We start from the raw sequence: 18,702 nt of genomic DNA on the forward strand, positions 1-18,702 counted from the left end.
GACGCGTAACGCGTTAGAATTCTATCGAATTATTAGAGTGATATGATGTATCACTGTCTTAAAACATTTTAAACAACTTTTTTTAAAGGTTATTTTTAGTTAAATGCGCCATTTATTGATAATAAAATATAACTAATAGTATTTACTGCGCCCTTATTATCACATTATAAAAGAGAGTATTATGTCCACAGCATCGCCAATGACTATCCATGCCGGTCGGTTATCCGCTGCGACTTGGCTTGCCTCGCCCAACTTTAATAAACGTCCTGAAAATACCGCGATTGATGCTATCGTTATTCACAATATTAGCTTGCCGCCCAATGAGTTTGGCGCTTGTGATGCTGACGGTCTACATTACGTCAAAGCCTTGTTTACCAATCAATTAGACTGGGAGGCGCATCCATACTTTCAGACTATTAAAGGTGCAGAAGTCTCAGCACATTTATTTATAGAGCGTGATGGCGCGATTACCCAGTTTGTCGATTTTAACGAACGCGCGTGGCATGCTGGGCGCTCCAGCTACTTGGGTCGCCCTGAATGTAATGATTATAGCATTGGCATTGAGCTTGAAGGTTCAGATTTTGTGTCCTTTAGCGCGGCTCAATACGAAACGCTTGCCCAAGTTATCGTCGCTATCTATGACGCTTATCCAAAAACTCGTAGGCATCTTACTGGTCATAGTGATATCGCGCCCGGTCGCAAAACTGACCCCGGTGATTATTTTGAATGGACAAAGTTGCGAGAGATGGTTGCCCGCCATTTTGCAAGTCAGTCATCACTTTACAACTAAGATTGAGTAAACACTCTTATTAAAATCTCTGTAATCGACAGATGTTATTCCACATTCAATGCGTTTATCAGTGTAATGAAAGTGCTATAATCCGTCAGTTTTTTAACAATTCTGCATCAGCAAACAAATTAGCAAAATAGGTTCTCATGGCAAAAAGTCGGTTATTTCGTTCAACCATGGTGGTCAGCAGTATGACCATGCTGTCGCGTATCTTAGGTTTGGTGCGTGATGTCGTTTTGTTAGGCGTCTTTGGCGCCGGTGGTCTAATGGACGCCTTTTTGGTCGCCTTTAAGATACCCAACTTTTTACGCCGCCTATTTGCCGAAGGCGCCTTTAGCCAAGCGTTTGTTCCTGTGCTGTCTGAATATAAAGAAAAATACAGCCTAGAGCAGGTTCAGATTTTAGTCAGTCGCACGTCAGGCGCACTGCTGCTGGTTTTATCCATGCTAACGGTCGTGGTGATTTTAATCGCCCCTTGGGTGGTGACCTTATTTGCCCCAGGCTTTGCTGATCAACCCGATAAATTTGCTATCACTGCTGAACTGCTACGCTTAACTTTCCCTTATTTATTGTTTATTTCTATGACCGCTTTTGCCAGCGGTATTTTACAAAGTTACGGACGTTTTGCCGCGCCCGCCTTTGCGCCTGTTTTGCTAAATCTATGTATGATTGGTGGCGCCCTAGTGTTTGCGCCGATGTTTGATGTGCCTATCATGGCGCTGGGTTATTCTGTCGCTATTGCAGGTTTACTGCAGTTATTGATACAACTACCACAGCTCTCGCAACAAAAACTACTGGTCGCCCCAAAAATAGACTTTCAACACGAAGGCGTGCGCCGTATTTTAAAGCTGATGCTGCCGGCTATTTTTGGCGTTTCTGTCACCCAGATTAATTTGCTGCTCAACACCGTATTTGCCTCGTTAATGATTGGCGGTTCGGTTTCTTGGCTTTATGCTGCTGAGCGTATGAGCGAGTTGCCACTTGGCTTAATTGGGGTGGCTATCGGTACAGTTATTTTACCAAGTCTATCGAAAAGTGAAGCGCAAAAAGACGACGTCAGCTTTAAAAAGACCATCGACTGGGCAGCGCGCTTAATTATTTTGGTCGGCGTTCCGGCATCGGCAGCATTATTTATACTCTCCGACGTACTCATGCAAGCGCTGTTTTTACGTGGCGAATTTACCCTACGCGATGCGCAAATGAGCTCTCTTGCGCTAAAAAGCATGGCAGGCGGCATCTTAGGTTTTATGTTAATTAAAATCTTCGCGCCCGCCTTTTTTGCCCGTCAAGACACCAGAACGCCAGTCAGAATCGGTATTATCTCCGTCTTTGCCAATATGATTTTTAGTGTGATTTTTATCGGTATCTTTTATTTCTTAGATATGCCGCTACATGGTGGTTTGGCATTGGCAACGACGGGTGCGGCATTTGTGAACGCAGGCTTGTTATATTACTTCTTGCATAAGCGCGAGATTTTCCGCTTTGGCAGTCATTGGAAAAAGCTGTTTGGCCAGTTTGGGCTTTCTACCGCCTCTATGGTTGCGGTGCTTTATGTCATGCTGCCCTATTTCCCAACCAATGATGCGCAGTGGAAACGTATCGTTGCGCTGCTGATTATGTGCGTCGTTGGTGCGGTGGTTTATGGCGTCGTGCTACTAGCAACAGGTTTCCGGCCGCGCCAGCTAAAGCATGGTTAAGCACTTATTATTAAGCATTTATTGTTAAGCCCTGAGTAGGGCTGTAACTTACCAAACCAAAACAAGCTAGGTATGAGAATTGACAGTGAATGCGGCTGATAGTTGCCATAATTACTACTAAATACATAATTTCGGGGACTAACATGACGAACAAATCATCAGCTTCACAGACAGCTTTATCAACAACCTTGTCACGTTTACCAAGCATATTGACTGTTGGCATCCTGTCTACTGGACTACTTTTAAGTGGTTGTAGCAATAATGATAAGGGTGACACTGAGACTGCTGTCAATAATAATGAAGACACTACAGCAATCGCTGAAACATCTGATGACACTGTGACTGATGAAGCAAAATCAGTGGGTACAGATAATATGAGTGAAGATGCGCAAGTAACAGATAGCACTCAAGATAAAACCATCATCACGAGTGATAATATCAATCCAGTGACTGCTGATAGTAAGCAAAAAAGCTTGGTGACCAATCCAACTCAAAATGGCACGCCAGAAGATACGGTTAAAAAAGCATTAGACAGTTTGTATTATGGCGACGCCAAACAAGCTGCAACGTATTATAAAGTCGACATGGCAAACTTTGAGGAAGAGCTTGCCAAAACGCAATCCGCGTTTCAGCAAACGGTTGATGGGGTGACTTTTACTGATACTAAATACAACGATGATAAAACCCGTGCCACCATCATAGGTGAGATTATGTTAAGAGGTCAAAGCGAGCCTGCGCCATTGACTTATGAGCTACAAAAAATCGACGGCAAATGGAAGATTTTAGGATAAGGTATCTGACTGCTATTCTCTAAATTTTCTTCATTTGGCGTTATTACTGGTCATTACTATTTTTATTAATCATCGCTATCTTCATTGATCATTACTATCGGCAATGACCGCTTTACCAAGCATCACGACATCGGCAATAAAACCCTCCATATCACAAACCTTTGGCATATAGCCCCATTGCTCAAAGCCAAGTTTACGGAACAATCCTAAGCTTGGCTGATTATGGGCAAAGATAAGCGCAACCACGTTATGGATACCTAAGCTCGGCGCTTGCATCAGCATCCAGCGTGTCAACAAGCTGCCCAATTTTTGACCATGATACTCTTGATGTAAGTAGATACTAATCTCCGTACTGATATGATAAGCGGGCCGTGTATACAAATCGCTAAAGCTACCCCAAGCGACGATTGGCAAAACCATTTTTTCGACACTCATATCTGCATCTTCAAGCACAGCTCTAACAATATAAATCGGCCGCGTGGCACTATTTAGATGTTCATCAAACCAATCTTGACGCTCTGCGCAAGTCACGGGTGTGAGATTTGCGGTTGCTTGCTTGCCGGCGATACTTTGGTTATAAATGGCTAAAATTGCGGGTAAATCTTCTTTTTTGGCACGCTGTACCGTAAAGCCCTCATTGAGCTTATTAATTGCCAAGACAGGTGCCATCGAATGAGAGGCTTTATGACAAGTAGCGACAGAGATAGCAGCAGACATAGCGTTTCCATGGTTATTAATAGTAAAAATGAATGATAAATAACGGCTAATTAGTCATTAATGTCTAATACTTAAGGCTTAACACTTAATCGTTGCATCTCTCATCTAATCTAGCTGTACGTAGCGGAAGCCAGATAAAAACCATACCTTTTGGGCTGTTAGCATGGTTGTTTGATTAACAACAGACTATAGGATGTTAGTATGGCTATTTTACTTTATAATGACTGATTTTAGACACATCAATCTTTGGTAGAGGTGTGTTTTTTCTTTTTTATCCGGTCTTATCTATCATAGCTGAAAATTTATGAACACCTATTTTCTTGAGCAACTGATGGCATCGCCAAGCGCTTTGTCTGCCAATACTAGCCCAGTAGATTTAGCGCCCTGCGTGCTGACTATCGGTAATTTTGATGGCGTACATTTGGGTCATCAAGCGATGCTTGCGCACGTGCGTGATATTGCCAAGGCGCAAAATATTGGCTCGGCAGTCATGATATTTGAACCGCAGCCGCGTGAGTTTTTTGCGCCAGCTACCGCGCCTGCCCGCCTCACCAATCTTACCGAAAAGCAGGCTTTGCTGGCAGAGTATGGCATTGAGACTTTGATTGTCGCAAGCTTTGATGCGGAGTTTCGCTCGCTATCAGCAAATGCATTTGCCGATATCTTAGCGCAGCGTTTGAATGTACAAGCATTGGTATTGGGTGATGATTTTAAATTTGGTCATGATCGTACCGGTGACAGTCAGTTTTTGCGTGATTACGGCTTAGATGTGACCAATCTGCATACCGTGGTCGATGATAAAGGCAAAGGCGCGCGCATTAGCTCTACGCGTATACGTAACCTATTGTTGGCCGGTGACATCGATGCGGCTAATGCCTTATTGGGTCGCGATTATGCGATGACAGGCGTCGTCGTTGGTGGTGATAAAATCGGTCGTACCATGGACTTCCCTACTGCAAACGTTGATTTAAAACGCATAAAACCTGCTCTACATGGCATCTTTGCTGTCGATGTCGTCAGCCTTGATGATAATGGTAATGTCATACCGAACGGCTTGACCGCACTGACAGATAGCGAAAACCCAGGGGTTGCAGGTTTACGCCCGCATAGTTTATTTGGTACTGCCAATATTGGTATTAGGCCGTCAGTAGATAAAGAGCATGATTGGCGCTTAGAGGTACATTTCCCTAAGCTACAAGCAGATTTATACGGTTTAACCTTACAAGTACGCTTCTTGCATTATTTACATGGCGAGCGCCATTACGAGAGTTTAGAAGCCTTAAAAGCAGGTATTCATAATGATGTTATAGATTTACTCGAATGGCGTGCTAAGCAGTCGAATTAAAATAGTAGTTATGAGCCTATAAAAGCGTAATGTATAAAAAAACCCACAGCGTGAATAACGTTTGTGGGTTTTTATTTAGTCTAATATTTTATTATCTTTTAAGCATCAGGATGCATACGCACGTTTAAGTCATCGATAACTTCTACCCATGCGGCATCTTTATTCCACTCTTCTTGCAAAAAGGCACGCTGGTTGTCATTCCATACCGCCGCTTCGATTAACTTCTCTTCTTTTGCCAGTTTATTATTTTCGACAAAACTGTCAATCGCTTCATCCGAGCTATCAAGCCCTAACTGCGCAAATAACTCATTCATATTGTATTCTGGTTCACCCAACATACCTTTTCTCCTTAAATGATACAGATTTAATTGTGTTTATTGTTTGGATTTACCACTCTATTGTAGCAAGCTTTATTTGAATAGCTGTAAATCAACGTTTAGCTAACGTTATCAATTGTATTGTCTATTATTTAAGCCACAAAAAAGCCCTCTCATAAGAGGGCTTTTTAGCTTAACAATGATTTAGCTTCATGCTTATATATTAGCTTTAGCCAATTGATTGCTTAAGGAAGCAGGTGTGCTACGGCATCACGCTCTTCGCTAAGCTCTTGCTCAGTTGCGGCCATTTTCTCTTTTGAGAAACCTGATGACACGTCAACGCCTTCTACGATAGACCAGTCGCCGTTAGCGCAGGTTACTGGGAATGAGTAGATTAAGCCTTCAGCAATACCGTATTCGCCGTTTGAGTAAACGCCCATAGATACCCAATCATTCTCATCAGTACCTAGTGCCCATGTACGTACGTGCGCAATGGCAGCGTTGGCAGCAGAAGCGGCAGATGATGCACCGCGAGCTTTGATGATAGCAGCGCCGCGTTGTTGTACTTCTGGGATATAAGTGGCTTCGTACCATTCGCGATCGACTAAATCTAGTGCTGGCTTACCGTTTACAGTTGCAGACGTTAGATCTGGATACTGAGTAGATGAGTGGTTGCCCCAGATAGTCATGTTTTTGATGTCGTTAACAGTGCTGTCTGTTTTCTCAGCCAACTGTGCCATGGCACGGTTATGATCTAGGCGAGTCATAGCAGTAAAGTTACGTGGATCTAAATCTGGTGCATTACGCTGAGCGATAAGCGCGTTGGTGTTGGCAGGGTTACCGACGACCAATACTTTTACATCACGGCTTGCAACGTCGTTCAATGCTTTACCTTGGGCTGAGAAAATCGCAGCGTTGGCTTCTAGCAAATCTTTACGTTCCATACCTGGGCCACGAGGACGTGAACCGACTAGCAAAGCATAGTCTACATCTTTGAATGCAACGGTCGCATCATCAGTTTGAACGATACCGGCCAATAATGGGAATGCACAGTCTTCTAACTCCATGACCACACCCTTTAGGGCGTCAAGTGCTGGGGCGATTTCAAGTAATTGCAAAATAACTGGCTGATCTTTACCTAGCATTTCACCAGATGCAATACGAAATAACATAGCATAGCTGATATTACCAGCGGCACCAGTGACGGCAACACGTAAAGGCTGTTTCATTGACATTGAATACTCCCTAATTATAGATTAGATAATTTACGATTCTAATGGATGGTTGTAATAGATGGTTTTGATTGATGAATATCGTTTGAGATAGCGACCTGCTCGCTGAATATAGCAGTCATAAACCGTTCACTAGTGTAGCACCTCAGCCTATTAACCGTCTAGAGAAAGCGCGAACGCGTTTGCGGACAATACAAATTATATTGTTACATTTTATACAGATAGATAATGAAATTTTTGGCACAACATTAGAGGAGCAAGGCGTTAGAGGAACTTCAAGAAAGGTGCAAAAGAAGTATTAAAAGACGGCGAAAAGGCGTTTTAGATAGAATAATGGCTAATATTTTAGGAGAGTTATAAGAAAAATTGCCTATATTTTTGCCATTTGTACTTCACTGTTTTATTCATTAAAGGCAGAAAGAAGGTGATTAATGCACAATAACTCAATGTCAAAATAGAATTATTTGCCGCCTGAAATAATAAACTTACTACCGCAGTTGTCGACGATATTGCTACAAGTGCCGAATGAGCTGCCCTCATAACACACATGCACATCAGTCAATACCATTTGCCGCCGCGTGCCTACCTGACAAATCAAATCAACGCTATTCGCTGACATACCATTATTCAAGCGGGTCATCTGACCGACAAAACGCGATTTTAACACCGTATAGCTGTTGCCTGTATTTAACTCATTCGGTAGCTTTAAGTCGCCGGCATAATTGGTAATTTGGCGAAAATAACTACTGGCGCTGAGAGGGCTACAAGCGCCATAGCGTTGCCATGCTTGGGTGCGCACCGTGGTATCAGGCATGATACGGTTGACAACTTTTAACTGTAAGGGCGTCAAGCGTGGCTCACTGCCGCGGCCGCAGCGCTCGCCATAGCCCATATCGAGACCTGAAACGGTAAGCGAATAGCCTTCTAAGCACTGACGCATACGCGCGCGCGTTGGCTGTAAGCTACATAACGCTGGCGTCATCTCAATCATCAACACCCGCTGACCCGGTTTACTGGCATTCGCCGCTTGGGCTGGCAGCGTTATTGCACCCTGCAACAATAGCAAAGCGCTTATACCAAGTGCAGCATTACCTTTATTGTCATACTTTGTACGTAACCAATATTTATGAAAATGCTCTGATAGCGCTGTCTTTGACATCGAGCCCACCTTTGTCTGAAGAGTTAATTGACGCTTAGCTTGCGACGATATGGGCAACTTGAAATATTTTTTAATCATAAGAAGTTAGAGCATCTAGCAATGACGAATAGGAGCTTTTAGGATTCATTAATTTCCACAATCCAAACTAAGACACTGATCACATTAGGTCGCTTGAAAGTATTTAGCCTTCTGGGAGTAAGTCCGCAGGCTGGGAGTGAGCCAACAGGAAATTCAGACGGAAACTCAAACAATGGTAGCAAATTGCTTTTTTTAATCTATAGCAGAAACGTAAACATGGCTGATGCATCGTGTAATGTAGTGAGTGAAAAGTCATATCAATACATCACGCACTGCTGATATCAATTTTTCTTGCTTGCTGTGTCTACGCAGACAGAGGCTACAAAAAATTGATATCAGCAATACCGTCGCGTTTTTAGGATATTTTGACTATAGATTGTATACTGCTTTTAAATGAACGATATAAAAAAAAGCCATTAACAGCGAGCGATTAATGGCTTTTTTAGAAAACAAAGAGAATTAGAAGGCGGCGGGAATGGTTCCCATGCGCTGACTAATAGGCTGACCGCGACCCAGCAAACTGCTATAGATGGTGGCGTTTTCCATTACATGCTTGACGTAATTGCGCGTTTCAGGAAAGGCAATCGACTCGACATATTGGTCGGCCGCAAGTGAGCCATAAACTGGCTGCCAACGTTTGGCATTGTTGGGTCCAGCATTGTAACCCGCTGTGGCCAAAACTGGCTGGCTATTCAATTTACCAAAGATATCGCCCATATACCAGGTGCCATAACGGATATTGGTATCACCACTATTGGCACGGCTGGCGCTATAAGTTTCGCCCAAATTACGTGCGATATATTTAGCGGTATCAGGCATGACTTGCATTAGCCCGCTCGCGCCAACGTTTGAGCGTGCTGACGAGACAAAACGACTCTCTTGACGCATGATGCCATACGCCCATGCCGGATCGATACCAGCCGATTGACTATGGCGCACGACCGCCGATTGGTGCGGCATCGGATGTGATAGAGCCAAGTTATTTACCGTATCAGTGTTATCAATGGCATAAATTGCTCGATCGAGCCAACCGATATCATAGGCTTGACGCGCCGCCGCAATAATCAAATTATTATCGCGATTGTCACGCGCTTTTTTCACTGCCCAGTTCCACTCGCGATTGGCATAAGCGCGGCTAGCATCGGCATTATATAGAGCAAATGCGCGCGCAAAGTGCGGGTTTTGCATGACGCGGGCACGGTCGGCGCTACTAACGTTAGGCAAATTACTGCCACCCAAGCGGCTGGCATCAAAACGTTGACCGACTTTATCCTTGGCCATCAAACCATAGTATTCATTGCTTTTTGCAAGATTTTGATACATTTTTTTGGCAGTGTTGCGTTTGTTGGCATCACTTGATTGCTCATAAGCACGCGCCAACCAATATTGCCATTGATTGGTTTTTTGCATTTCAGCGTCCATTTTTGAGATGGCTTCGACCACATCATCCCAACGACTAAAACGAATCGCCGCCATGGCATAATATTCGGCTTCTTCAAAGCTAAAATCATTATCTAAGCTATTACGGAACCAATCGACCGCTTCCACATTAAAACCATCGTCAGTATTGTGGTTCATACGCTGAACGCCAAGAATGCGATAAGCATAGCGACGGGTGTCATCGTTTAATAACTTCGCTGCGCGCTGATTGTCTTGTTTCACATCAAAATCTAATTGTAGCGCTGCCTCACGGTAGGACTTTTCTGCCAAGCGCCCCATGGCATACAAATACAGATATTGATTCATCTGGCTGTTTGGCTCGCGAGCAAAACGGCTAAAAAATGCTGAGGGATTGAGCTGAATTTCACTTAACGACGAGTAAGGAATCGGTGTACCCAACTTTGATGACAAAGCCATAATATCGCCAGTCTTACCTTTACGCAGCATACGTTTGAGACGCGATACCCTATCTTGATTGCTAATCAGCGCATTATTATTCATCTCTAACGCCAATTGATCACACAGCGCTGGCTGTTTTTTGGTGGTCAGCCAGACATCGGACTTGGCCGCCATCGCGCGCATGCTATCGCCGCCGTTATTAAACCCAAGGGCAACGGCGCACTTTTCACTGTCATCGGCATTGGTAATGAGATTTGCCACTTGGCGTACGGCGGCATAATCATTGGAACCCGCTTTGGTTTCTGCAAAATCGGCAACCAGCTTTTCTGCCATTACCGTCTCTGGATACTGGCGGACAAACTGTGTAACCGCCGCTGGGCTTTGTGAGTTTAGGTCCAAATTCATACGCCAATAAGGCGGATACATGGCAAACAAACCGCCATTCATCTCCTGCTCATAATTATAAAGGGCGTTGACATCACCGCGATCTGCGGCGATAGCTGCTGCTGTAAATGAGCTTGCGCCACTATCCGCTTGGTAACCGCTGTTTGCTTGATAATTGCTGTTTGGCTGCGAGCTTGGCGCTTTATAGTTATCAGGTTGATAGCTTTGCGGTTGATAGTTGTCCGGTTGGTAGCTACCTTGTGGCTGATAACTATTGACATTACTACTGGTATTATTGCCCCAAGTAAGCTCAGCATAAGCTCCTTGTGACAATGCCAGCGCGCCCATCGCCGTTGCCACACTCAGCACACTGGTTTTTAGCATCGTTGTTTTATGATTTTTAGGCATATGATTTTGATAATTGGCATCTTTATCCTTGATACTCGGGGCAACTTGCGGCTTTGACATACGGACTCTCTTTATAATAAGTCTAAATAATTTGGCTAAATAAACAGCTTAAATCTAGGCTTGAAATGGTATTTTTCACCCTGCTTAGAACGCTCATTTAAACAATAGTGCGGATATGGTTGTCTGCATCATACTATACTCGTTGCACATTCAACCATCAGCTTTACTTTTCGTTAATAAATTGGATAGCCATGCGTAACACAAAGGTGTTACGGCGCTTTTACTAGGCTTAATTGTGCTAAAAGCCATTATCTGAGCTATGGTAATAGATAAGCAATTGATACTATTATAAATAATCAAATGGTGTCAACAGTTTAAGCCCATGCTAACTTTTCACATTGATGGCAGATTATGATAAAATACGCCACCGGTTAATCGCCTACCCCGCTATATTTTTAGTCAATCATGGACTTCGCTTATGAGTGTTACTGTATTTAATCCCCGCATCGATGACGCTGCTGTTGAGAACAGGGTTACTGCGCCTGCCGTTACGGCACTCGAAGCGTCAAACTCTGTTCAAGGGTCTACTGCCCAAACCCCAGTCAGTGTCAATGAAAGTGGCGCGCCGAAAAAAGTCTTTGTTACCACTCAAGGCTGTCAGATGAACGTCTATGACTCTGGCAAAATGCTTGATGTATTGGGCGATTCACACGGGATGGAAGTCACCCATAATATTGACGAAGCCGATGTGCTATTAATGAATACCTGCTCGATTCGCGAAAAAGCGCAAGAAAAGGTGTTTTCAGAATTGGGCCGCTGGCGCAAATTGAAAGAAAAACGCCCTGATTTGGTCATCGGCGTTGGCGGCTGCGTGGCCTCGCAAGAAGGCGATAATATTCAAAAACGCGCACCTTATGTTGATATGGTTTTTGGTCCACAAACCTTACACCGTCTGCCAGAGCTGTATGACCAGTCTCATGAGCAGCGCTCTATCTCGCCTAAAAACCGTATCGGTACGGTGGATGTGTCATTCCCAAGTATCGAAAAGTTTGATTTTTTACCAGAACCAAGAGTAGAAGGGTTTAAGGCCTTTGTATCCATCATGGAAGGCTGCTCAAAATATTGCTCATTTTGCGTGGTGCCTTATACGCGCGGAGAAGAATTGTCGCGTCCGCTCGATGATGTCTTGGCTGAAATTGACAGCTTAGCCGCTCAAGGCGTGCGTGAAATTAATTTACTAGGTCAAAACGTCAACGGCTATCGCGGCGAAAAAAACGACGGCAGTATTTGCCGTTTCGCTGAGCTCTTGCATTATGTCTCGCATGTCGATGGTGTCGAGCGCATTCGCTATACCACCAGCCATCCGCTAGAGTTCACCGATGATATTATCGATGCTTATGCCAAGTTGCCAGAGCTGGTGTCACACCTGCATCTACCGGTTCAAAGTGGCTCAAATGCTATTTTGGCGGCGATGAAACGCAACCATACCATTGATGTTTATATCAATCAGATTAATAAGCTCAAAGCCGTACGCCCTGATATTCACCTATCGAGTGACTTTATTATTGGTTTCCCTGGCGAGACTGATGAGGACTTTCAAGATACCTTAAACTTGGCAAAAGAATTGAACTTCGATCACTCTTATAGCTTTATCTATTCTAAGCGTCCGGGCACACCAGCGGCAGAACTACCCGACGATGTGAGCTTCGCAACTAAAAAGGCACGCTTGGCAGAATTTCAACAGGTTATTATCGATTCAACCCTTGCCAAAACCCATGAGATGGTTGGCACTACGACTCGCGTCTTGGTCGAGCAAGTGGCCAATCGTCATCCTGATTGCTTAATCGGCACAGCAGACAACACCCGTACCGTGATGTTCCCTTTTGACGTTGATAAAGTAGATGAGCTACTGGGTAAAATCGTCAGTGTACGCGTGACCGATTTTGTCAGTCCGCATATGGTAAAAGGCGAGCTTATCGAGGTATTGGCTTAACCCTTTATAAAAAGCTGTATAAATGAAAAAGCCGCTCTCTATTTAAGTAGAGAGCGGCTTTTTTGTGCGTGGATGTTAAAATTGATTGTCTTTACTGCGATAACCAATCGGTCTTCCGCAATTGCTGCTTGGTTTCGCGGCGACGTTTTTTGCGCACGATATCAATATCTTCTTTTTCATGAATACCGCCTTTTTTGAGCAGTGGATTTAGCGCCAGATAATTTCGCGGTTTTATAGCACCAAATAAGTTTTTATTGGCTGTAGCATCTTGCTGTTCCAGCTGCTGTTCAATCTGTTTGGCCTTTTTTAAGGTTTGTTTTAAGCTCATATTGTTACCTATATTTTTAATATCTCTAAATCTGTTTTGCAAAACCAACTAACCCTTAATGCACATTACTTGCTTTAGCGTATGCACCACTTCAACTAAGTCGGCTTGGTTGGCCATCACTTCTTCAATGTCTTTATAAGCACCAGGTATCTCGTCGATGACGCCTTTGTCCTTACGGCACTCAACGCCTTCGGTTTGCGCTTTGAGCTCATCAATGGTAAATGCTCGTATGGCTTTGCCTCGGCTCATTTGTCGCCCTGCGCCATGCGAGCACGAGCAAAACGATTCATCATTGCCAAGACCTCGGACGATAAAGGATTTTGCGCCCATAGAGCCGGGAATAATCCCCAGCTCACCTTGGTAGGCACTGATAGCGCCTTTACGCGTGACATAGACTTGCTCACCAAAATGCACCTCTTCATTGACGTAGTTGTGATGGCAATTGATGGCTTCTTTGGTAAGCTGAAAACGTGGCAACCCCGCTTGTGGTGACGGCATGGCTTTAATGACCAAACGCATCATCTCACGGCGGTTTTCTAGCGCATAATCCTGCGCCCAGCCTACCGCCTCAACATAATCAGCAAAACTATCAGAGCCTTCAGCAAAGTAAGACAAATCCCTATCTGGCACATGACCAAAGCGCGATTGACGCTCTTTTTTGGCAAGATTAATGAAGTACTGACCAATACAATTACCAATGCCGCGGCTACCAGAATGTAGCATGACCCAGACATCATTGTTTTCATCTAAGCACAGCTCAATGAAATGATTGCCACCACCCAATGTGCCAAGTTGCTTTGCCCACGTGCGCTCAAAACCTCTGAGCATTTTGAGCAAACCTGGATGCTTATCAGTAATCGGTCTTAGGCGTTTACCTAACGGGTCGAGCGTTGAGTTTTTGGCTTGGATTTGTTTGTGCATATTAAAGCCAACTGGCACTTGCTGCTCAACTACTGAGCGTAATGCCCTTAAGCTATCAGGTAAATCGCTTGCCGTCAGAGATAGACGCACCGCGTTCATACCGCAGCCAATATCGACCCCGACTGCAGCCGGAATGATGGCGGATTTGGTCGGAATCACACTTCCAACGGTAGCGCCTTTGCCAACGTGTACATCAGGCATCACTGCAATATGCGAATGTACAAACTCCAGCTGAGCCAAATTGCGTAATTGCTGCATCGCCTCTTGTTCAATATCTGAGGTATAAATCTTGACTGGTACGCCAGATTTACTATTTTCATTTAATACTAATTGAATGCTCATAATGTATTATTTCCATTTTATTATTTTAATCACCATACAAAATATATTTTAATTTACCTATTCTGTTAACTTTATAATTTACTTATTGATTACCATTAAGTAAAACACACAATAAGTTATTTTTTATAAAAAATAGACAATAAAATACCGCTTCTTTATTAATTAAAAAATCAATAAAAATGTATGATTAATTTATGATGGACGTTTTAAAAAGAAGTTTTACGTTACCTAAATATTAAGATTAAAAATAGCCAACTTAAATAGCACACACATAAATAGTTACTTACTAAATAATAGCGTGAGCTGAGCGAGAATATTGGTGATAATAGTAAGGTAAAATTTTGAATAAACAGCTAACAGCAAGCACGGAAATACCGAGCACGACTACGAGCTATGTTGACATAGCGCACTTAGAAGAGGGATAGAGTGAGTAGATATAGAAGGCTATGCGTTAATACCAATAAACAAGATATCACTCATAGCTGATATATACATTCAGCCAAACCTTTTCGAAGTCGTCATTGCTGTCATGCAATTTATACGTTCAATCTTTGAGAACGTCTTGATGTTTAAATAGGACACGATGATTCCTCCGTAGGTTGTGGCCAATGTCAGAGCGACAATAGCAGATTAACTGGGATGATATAGCACCTATAAAAGATAAGCGCTATAAATTAATGAGATAATAATAACGATTTAAAAAACAAAGTCAATAATTAATTTAATTATATAAAATTTTCTAGAAAACGTATCGCTTGTTAAAAAATCACGTTAAACATAAACCAGATTAATTCCTAAGCCAAGAAACCATTTAAAACCTCAGCCAATAACGCCGCGGCAATTAAAATAAATATCACCCCGCAACCGCGATTGAGCCATGCCAAACGCTCACCAACATCAAGCCAACCAGCCAGCTTTTTACCGCCAATGGTATAAATAAGTTGCCAAATCGTCTCGCTCAAAAACAGCCCACAAGTCAGCATAATATATTGCGGCCACAGCGGCGCGCTAAAATTAATAAATTTGGGAAAAAAGGCGGCAAAGAATAAAATCGCTTTTGGGTTAGACAGTGATACCCACATGCCAGTTCGAAACAATAACCAATCGCTAGGCGGTGCTTTGACAGCGGCGCTCGAAAGTGAGCGCGGCATAGGCTTATCTGCCATTTCCGCAGTCGCAGTCAGCTCTTTATGAACTTCTGTACTCAGCTCGCTGGCATCACTTATTAAGCTGCTACTACCACTATCGCGCCACGATGCGACACCTAGATAAATAAGGTAAATCGCACCAACGGTTTTAATCACTGTCAATAACCATGGCGATTGACGGCTGATAACATCAAGTCCAAGTAGCGTTGACAGCAGCAAAATAAACAACCCAAGGCTTAAACCTGCTAGCGTCCATAAGGTACGCTTGACGCCGTAATTAAGGCCGTACTGAAAGGCCAGTAGCATGTTTGGACCGGGGGTCGCTGAGATAAAAAACGTACTTGCAAAAAATACCGCAAACAGATGCCAAGACATCAACGAACCCCTACTTTTTTATAAAAATTTAAATAATACATGCGCCATGTTGAAAAGCATACGCCATGTTGAAAAAATAAACACCGCCATAAAGACGGTGTATGTCATGCGCATCTATATTGCAATAAAATTGCTTATTGACTATTTTATCAGCTGATAGCGCAACTGTTTAGCAGCTTTTGTAAAAACTCATCACAACGTGCCATTTCACTTAGCGCGACATATTCATCGGCTTTATGCGCCTGCTCAATGCTACCAGGACCGCAAATAATCGTTGGAATGCCGCTATTAGTAAACTGACCACCTTCAGTTGCATAAGCGACTTTATGGCGTGTATCGTCGCCCGTTAGTGCCGCTATTAATGCTTGTAGCTCAGCGCTGTCGTTATCGGTCATCGCTGGCACACTTTCTTCTTGTAGCAGCTCAATGCCGGTATCGGCAGCGCGTGCTTGCATTTGGGCGCTGAGCTCTGCAACTTTTGCCGCAATCGGTGCGAGGATATCGTCTTGTGTCATATGCGGCAGATTACGATAATCAAAGGTAAATTCACACAGATTAGGGACGATATTGGTCGCGGTACCGCCTTGTATGGTGCCAACAGACAATGTCGAATAAGGCACATCAAACATGGCGTCATTATCGTCGCGCTGGCTGATTTCTTCTGCTAAAGTATCAACATAACCAATCAAACGACTGGCATAGCTAATAGCGTTAACACCTTGAGCAGTTAATGACGAATGCGCTGACTTGCCATGGACACGGCAACGGTAAACCGCGATGCCTTTATGCGCCACCACCATCGCCATGTTAGTCGGCTCACCGACGATACAGTAGTCAGGCGTAATACCGCGCGCTTTTAAATCTGCCAAGAGTAGGGGCGCGCCCAAACAGCCCACTTCTTCATCAAACGACAGCGCCAAATGCAGCGGTCGGCGCAGCTGGCCTGCGTTAGACAATTTGACCGCTTGCGGCAATAAGTTAAGCGCACAAGCAATAAAACCTTTCATATCGCAAGCACCGCGCCCGTATAGCTTGTCACCACGAATGGTCGCAGTAAACGGCTCCGACGTCCACTCTTGCCCATCTACTGGTACGACATCGGTATGACCCGATAGTACCAGACCATGATTCATTTCATTGGCGTTTTTTCCCGCTGGCACCGTAACGAATAAATTGGCTTTATTTTTAGCATCATTAAAGGTTAAATCTACCGTCAGGCCCAATTGCTCGCAATACGCTTTCACATCGTCAATCAACGCCAAATTTGAATGGCGACTGACCGTATCAAACGCAATTAATCTTGTTAGCCAGTCAATACTGTCATTTGGATAATTGCCAATAGAATGATGAGTATTGGGCGTTTCTCGTTCTGCAACGTTATCGTAATTTTTTAGCGTCATAAGACTTCCTTATCGTACTAAGATAAAAAGGCACAGCTTTTTTAATAAGCGTAATAATGAAGACACGCCCTAGCCTTTTTAAGCAGATTTTTTATTTAAGTTTTTTACTTATTTTTTTGAAATGAACGCTGCTGTAGGGCTCTGATTTCTTCATCTAAACCGGCAATCGGACCTTCGACGGGCACATTCGGCGCGACTTCTTGGATACTTAATGAATGGATGGGCGATGTTGAGCTCACACCCATCTCGTCCATCCATTTACTGAGCTGTTTCGATGAGCTGATATAGACAATACGACCCAGACCCGCCCATGCATGCGCCGCTGAGCACATGGCGCAATGCTCACCCGAGGTATATACCACGGCTTTTGCCCGCGCCTCAGGGGTCATATTTTGCGCGGCCCATTTAGCGACGGCAATTTCAGGATGGTAAGTCGCATCAACCGTATTGGCACGATTACGATCTTCTTGTAATACTTTGCCATTGCCATCGACCAACACGCTACCAAACGGCGCATCGCCCGCCTCTAACGCTTCAGCAGCAAGCTCTACGCAGCGGCGTAAATAAACCATCTCATTATCAGTAGTCATCATCATATCCCTTTTATTATTTTGGACAGCTATCCAATAGCCAAGTACCATTTCTCTGGCATCAATCTCAGCTATTTCTCATGCCCTTCATCCTATCATGTTAATTATGATGGGCGGTTTTGATTCATCACATCAACGACCGGCGGCATCGGTTTAGGCAACCTACCTTCTGCTTGTAGCTCTTTGGTGGTTTTGGCATCGATAGCCAGTCCAGCAATCAGAGCGATATCTTTCACAGGCTTGCGTTGACGCGTAGCAAAACTGACCGGTACCATGCGTGCAAATTCAAAAATATGCAGATAAGACTCTTCGCCACCTTCGAAGTCTTCATCATCTTCTAAACGTATCGCACCAATTTTTGCCAAATCCGATAGCATCTCGTTTTCTTCAGCGCTTAGACCACAATCGGTAATACCAAAACCGGTCATAAAGCCATTTGCCCACTGTTTCAGCGCCATCACGCGCTCGTACAGGTCATGTTCATCATCTGGCACCAGTGGCATATACGCATAAGCATCGTCTTTGTCTTTTAACTGAAAAACAATGTCTTCTGCCTCTTCGGTGAGCAAGGTTAATGCGGCATCAGGTAACGGCGCAAAGCTCAACTCCTCAAACACCTTTGCCCAAACTGGCTCGTCAGGTGCATTACAGGCGGTCATCAGCCCCGTCATCAAGCCGTGTACCTCGCTGATAGAAACGTCCGTCCAGTCATCAAACGCAGCCAGCCAAGTATTCCAGCCAGAGATATTGTCATTCATAATAGATGTCCTAGTGATTGATTAATAATGGTAAATACCAACAGACGCCGCCCAATATTACTCATAAAGCGGCAAGTGATAAAAGTCACA

16 protein-coding genes are annotated in these 18,702 nt (G+C 43.9%); 5 read left to right on the forward strand and 11 right to left on the reverse strand.

Annotated elements, in window-relative coordinates; translation table 11 throughout:
• The first annotated feature begins 181 nt into the window (after window positions 1-181).
• From ampD to ACPEGP_RS06755, 3 genes are all read left to right on the forward strand, one after another.
• A complete protein-coding gene (gene ampD, locus ACPEGP_RS06745; RefSeq protein WP_423812973.1) occupies window positions 182-790 on the forward strand; it encodes a 1,6-anhydro-N-acetylmuramyl-L-alanine amidase AmpD in 609 nt (202 codons plus the stop codon).
• A 146-nt stretch (window positions 791-936) separates the two neighbouring features.
• Entirely contained in the window at window positions 937-2,487 is a 1,551-nt protein-coding gene (murJ, locus tag ACPEGP_RS06750; protein ID WP_068403772.1) for a murein biosynthesis integral membrane protein MurJ, read from the forward strand.
• A 143-nt stretch (window positions 2,488-2,630) separates the two neighbouring features.
• Complete coding sequence (locus ACPEGP_RS06755; protein ID WP_286797455.1) at window positions 2,631-3,278, forward strand: hypothetical protein; 648 nt, start codon at window positions 2,631-2,633, stop codon at window positions 3,276-3,278.
• Between the two features lie 81 nt (window positions 3,279-3,359).
• Here ACPEGP_RS06755 and ACPEGP_RS06760 read toward each other — a convergent pair whose 3' ends face one another.
• Entirely contained in the window at window positions 3,360-3,995 is a 636-nt protein-coding gene (locus ACPEGP_RS06760; RefSeq protein ID WP_423812974.1) for an N-acetyltransferase family protein, read from the reverse strand.
• Window positions 3,996-4,299: 304 nt separating this feature from the next.
• Here ACPEGP_RS06760 and ribF point away from each other — a divergent pair, with 304 nt between their 5' ends.
• Window positions 4,300-5,340, forward strand: a complete 1,041-nt coding sequence (gene ribF / locus ACPEGP_RS06765; RefSeq protein ID WP_191690990.1) for a riboflavin biosynthesis protein RibF — start codon at window positions 4,300-4,302, stop codon at window positions 5,338-5,340.
• Between the two features lie 98 nt (window positions 5,341-5,438).
• Here the strand turns inward: ribF and ACPEGP_RS06770 are convergent, their stop codons facing one another.
• The 4 genes from ACPEGP_RS06770 to ACPEGP_RS06785 form a co-directional block, all read right to left on the reverse strand.
• Window positions 5,439-5,678, reverse strand: coding sequence for a DUF2789 family protein (locus tag ACPEGP_RS06770; RefSeq protein ID WP_183620354.1), 240 nt, complete (start codon window positions 5,676-5,678; stop codon window positions 5,439-5,441).
• A gap of 224 nt (window positions 5,679-5,902) precedes the next feature.
• Window positions 5,903-6,892: a malate dehydrogenase gene (locus ACPEGP_RS06775; protein ID WP_423812975.1), complete on the reverse strand. Its 990-nt coding sequence runs from the start codon at window positions 6,890-6,892 to the stop codon at window positions 5,903-5,905.
• A 457-nt stretch (window positions 6,893-7,349) separates the two neighbouring features.
• A complete protein-coding gene (locus ACPEGP_RS06780; RefSeq protein ID WP_227671142.1) occupies window positions 7,350-8,048 on the reverse strand; it encodes a hypothetical protein in 699 nt (232 codons plus the stop codon).
• A gap of 537 nt (window positions 8,049-8,585) precedes the next feature.
• Window positions 8,586-10,817: a transglycosylase SLT domain-containing protein gene (locus ACPEGP_RS06785; RefSeq protein ID WP_423812976.1), complete on the reverse strand. Its 2,232-nt coding sequence runs from the start codon at window positions 10,815-10,817 to the stop codon at window positions 8,586-8,588.
• Window positions 10,818-11,235: 418 nt separating this feature from the next.
• Here ACPEGP_RS06785 and miaB point away from each other — a divergent pair, with 418 nt between their 5' ends.
• Window positions 11,236-12,750, forward strand: a complete 1,515-nt coding sequence (miaB, locus tag ACPEGP_RS06790) for a tRNA (N6-isopentenyl adenosine(37)-C2)-methylthiotransferase MiaB (RefSeq protein ID WP_423812977.1) — start codon at window positions 11,236-11,238, stop codon at window positions 12,748-12,750.
• Between the two features lie 91 nt (window positions 12,751-12,841).
• Here miaB and ACPEGP_RS06795 read toward each other — a convergent pair whose 3' ends face one another.
• The 6 genes from ACPEGP_RS06795 to ACPEGP_RS06820 all read right to left on the reverse strand — a co-directional run bounded on the left by ACPEGP_RS06795 (window position 12,842) and on the right by ACPEGP_RS06820 (window position 18,612).
• Complete coding sequence (locus ACPEGP_RS06795) at window positions 12,842-13,078, reverse strand: hypothetical protein (protein ID WP_423812978.1); 237 nt, start codon at window positions 13,076-13,078, stop codon at window positions 12,842-12,844.
• A gap of 48 nt (window positions 13,079-13,126) precedes the next feature.
• On the reverse strand, window positions 13,127-14,341 hold the full coding sequence (locus tag ACPEGP_RS06800) for an RtcB family protein (RefSeq protein ID WP_423812979.1): 1,215 nt from the start codon (window positions 14,339-14,341) through the stop codon (window positions 13,127-13,129).
• Window positions 14,342-15,135: 794 nt separating this feature from the next.
• Window positions 15,136-15,864 (reverse strand): LysE family translocator, encoded by a 729-nt coding sequence (locus ACPEGP_RS06805; RefSeq protein WP_200661820.1) that lies wholly within the window; start codon window positions 15,862-15,864, stop codon window positions 15,136-15,138.
• Window positions 15,865-16,013: 149 nt separating this feature from the next.
• Window positions 16,014-17,264 (reverse strand): acetylornithine deacetylase, encoded by a 1,251-nt coding sequence (gene argE, locus ACPEGP_RS06810; RefSeq protein WP_423812980.1) that lies wholly within the window; start codon window positions 17,262-17,264, stop codon window positions 16,014-16,016.
• A 104-nt stretch (window positions 17,265-17,368) separates the two neighbouring features.
• Window positions 17,369-17,854, reverse strand: a complete 486-nt coding sequence (locus ACPEGP_RS06815) for a nucleoside deaminase (RefSeq protein WP_423812981.1) — start codon at window positions 17,852-17,854, stop codon at window positions 17,369-17,371.
• Between the two features lie 104 nt (window positions 17,855-17,958).
• Window positions 17,959-18,612 carry a UPF0149 family protein gene (locus tag ACPEGP_RS06820; RefSeq protein WP_068407473.1) on the reverse strand — a complete coding sequence of 218 codons (654 nt, stop codon included), beginning with the start codon at window positions 18,610-18,612 and terminating at the stop codon, window positions 17,959-17,961.
• Between the last annotated feature and the right edge of the window lie 90 nt (window positions 18,613-18,702).

Origin of the sequence: Psychrobacter sp. 219-2-C, assembly GCF_049560815.1 — a bacterium.
GTDB lineage: Bacteria > Pseudomonadota > Gammaproteobacteria > Pseudomonadales > Moraxellaceae > Psychrobacter > Psychrobacter faecalis.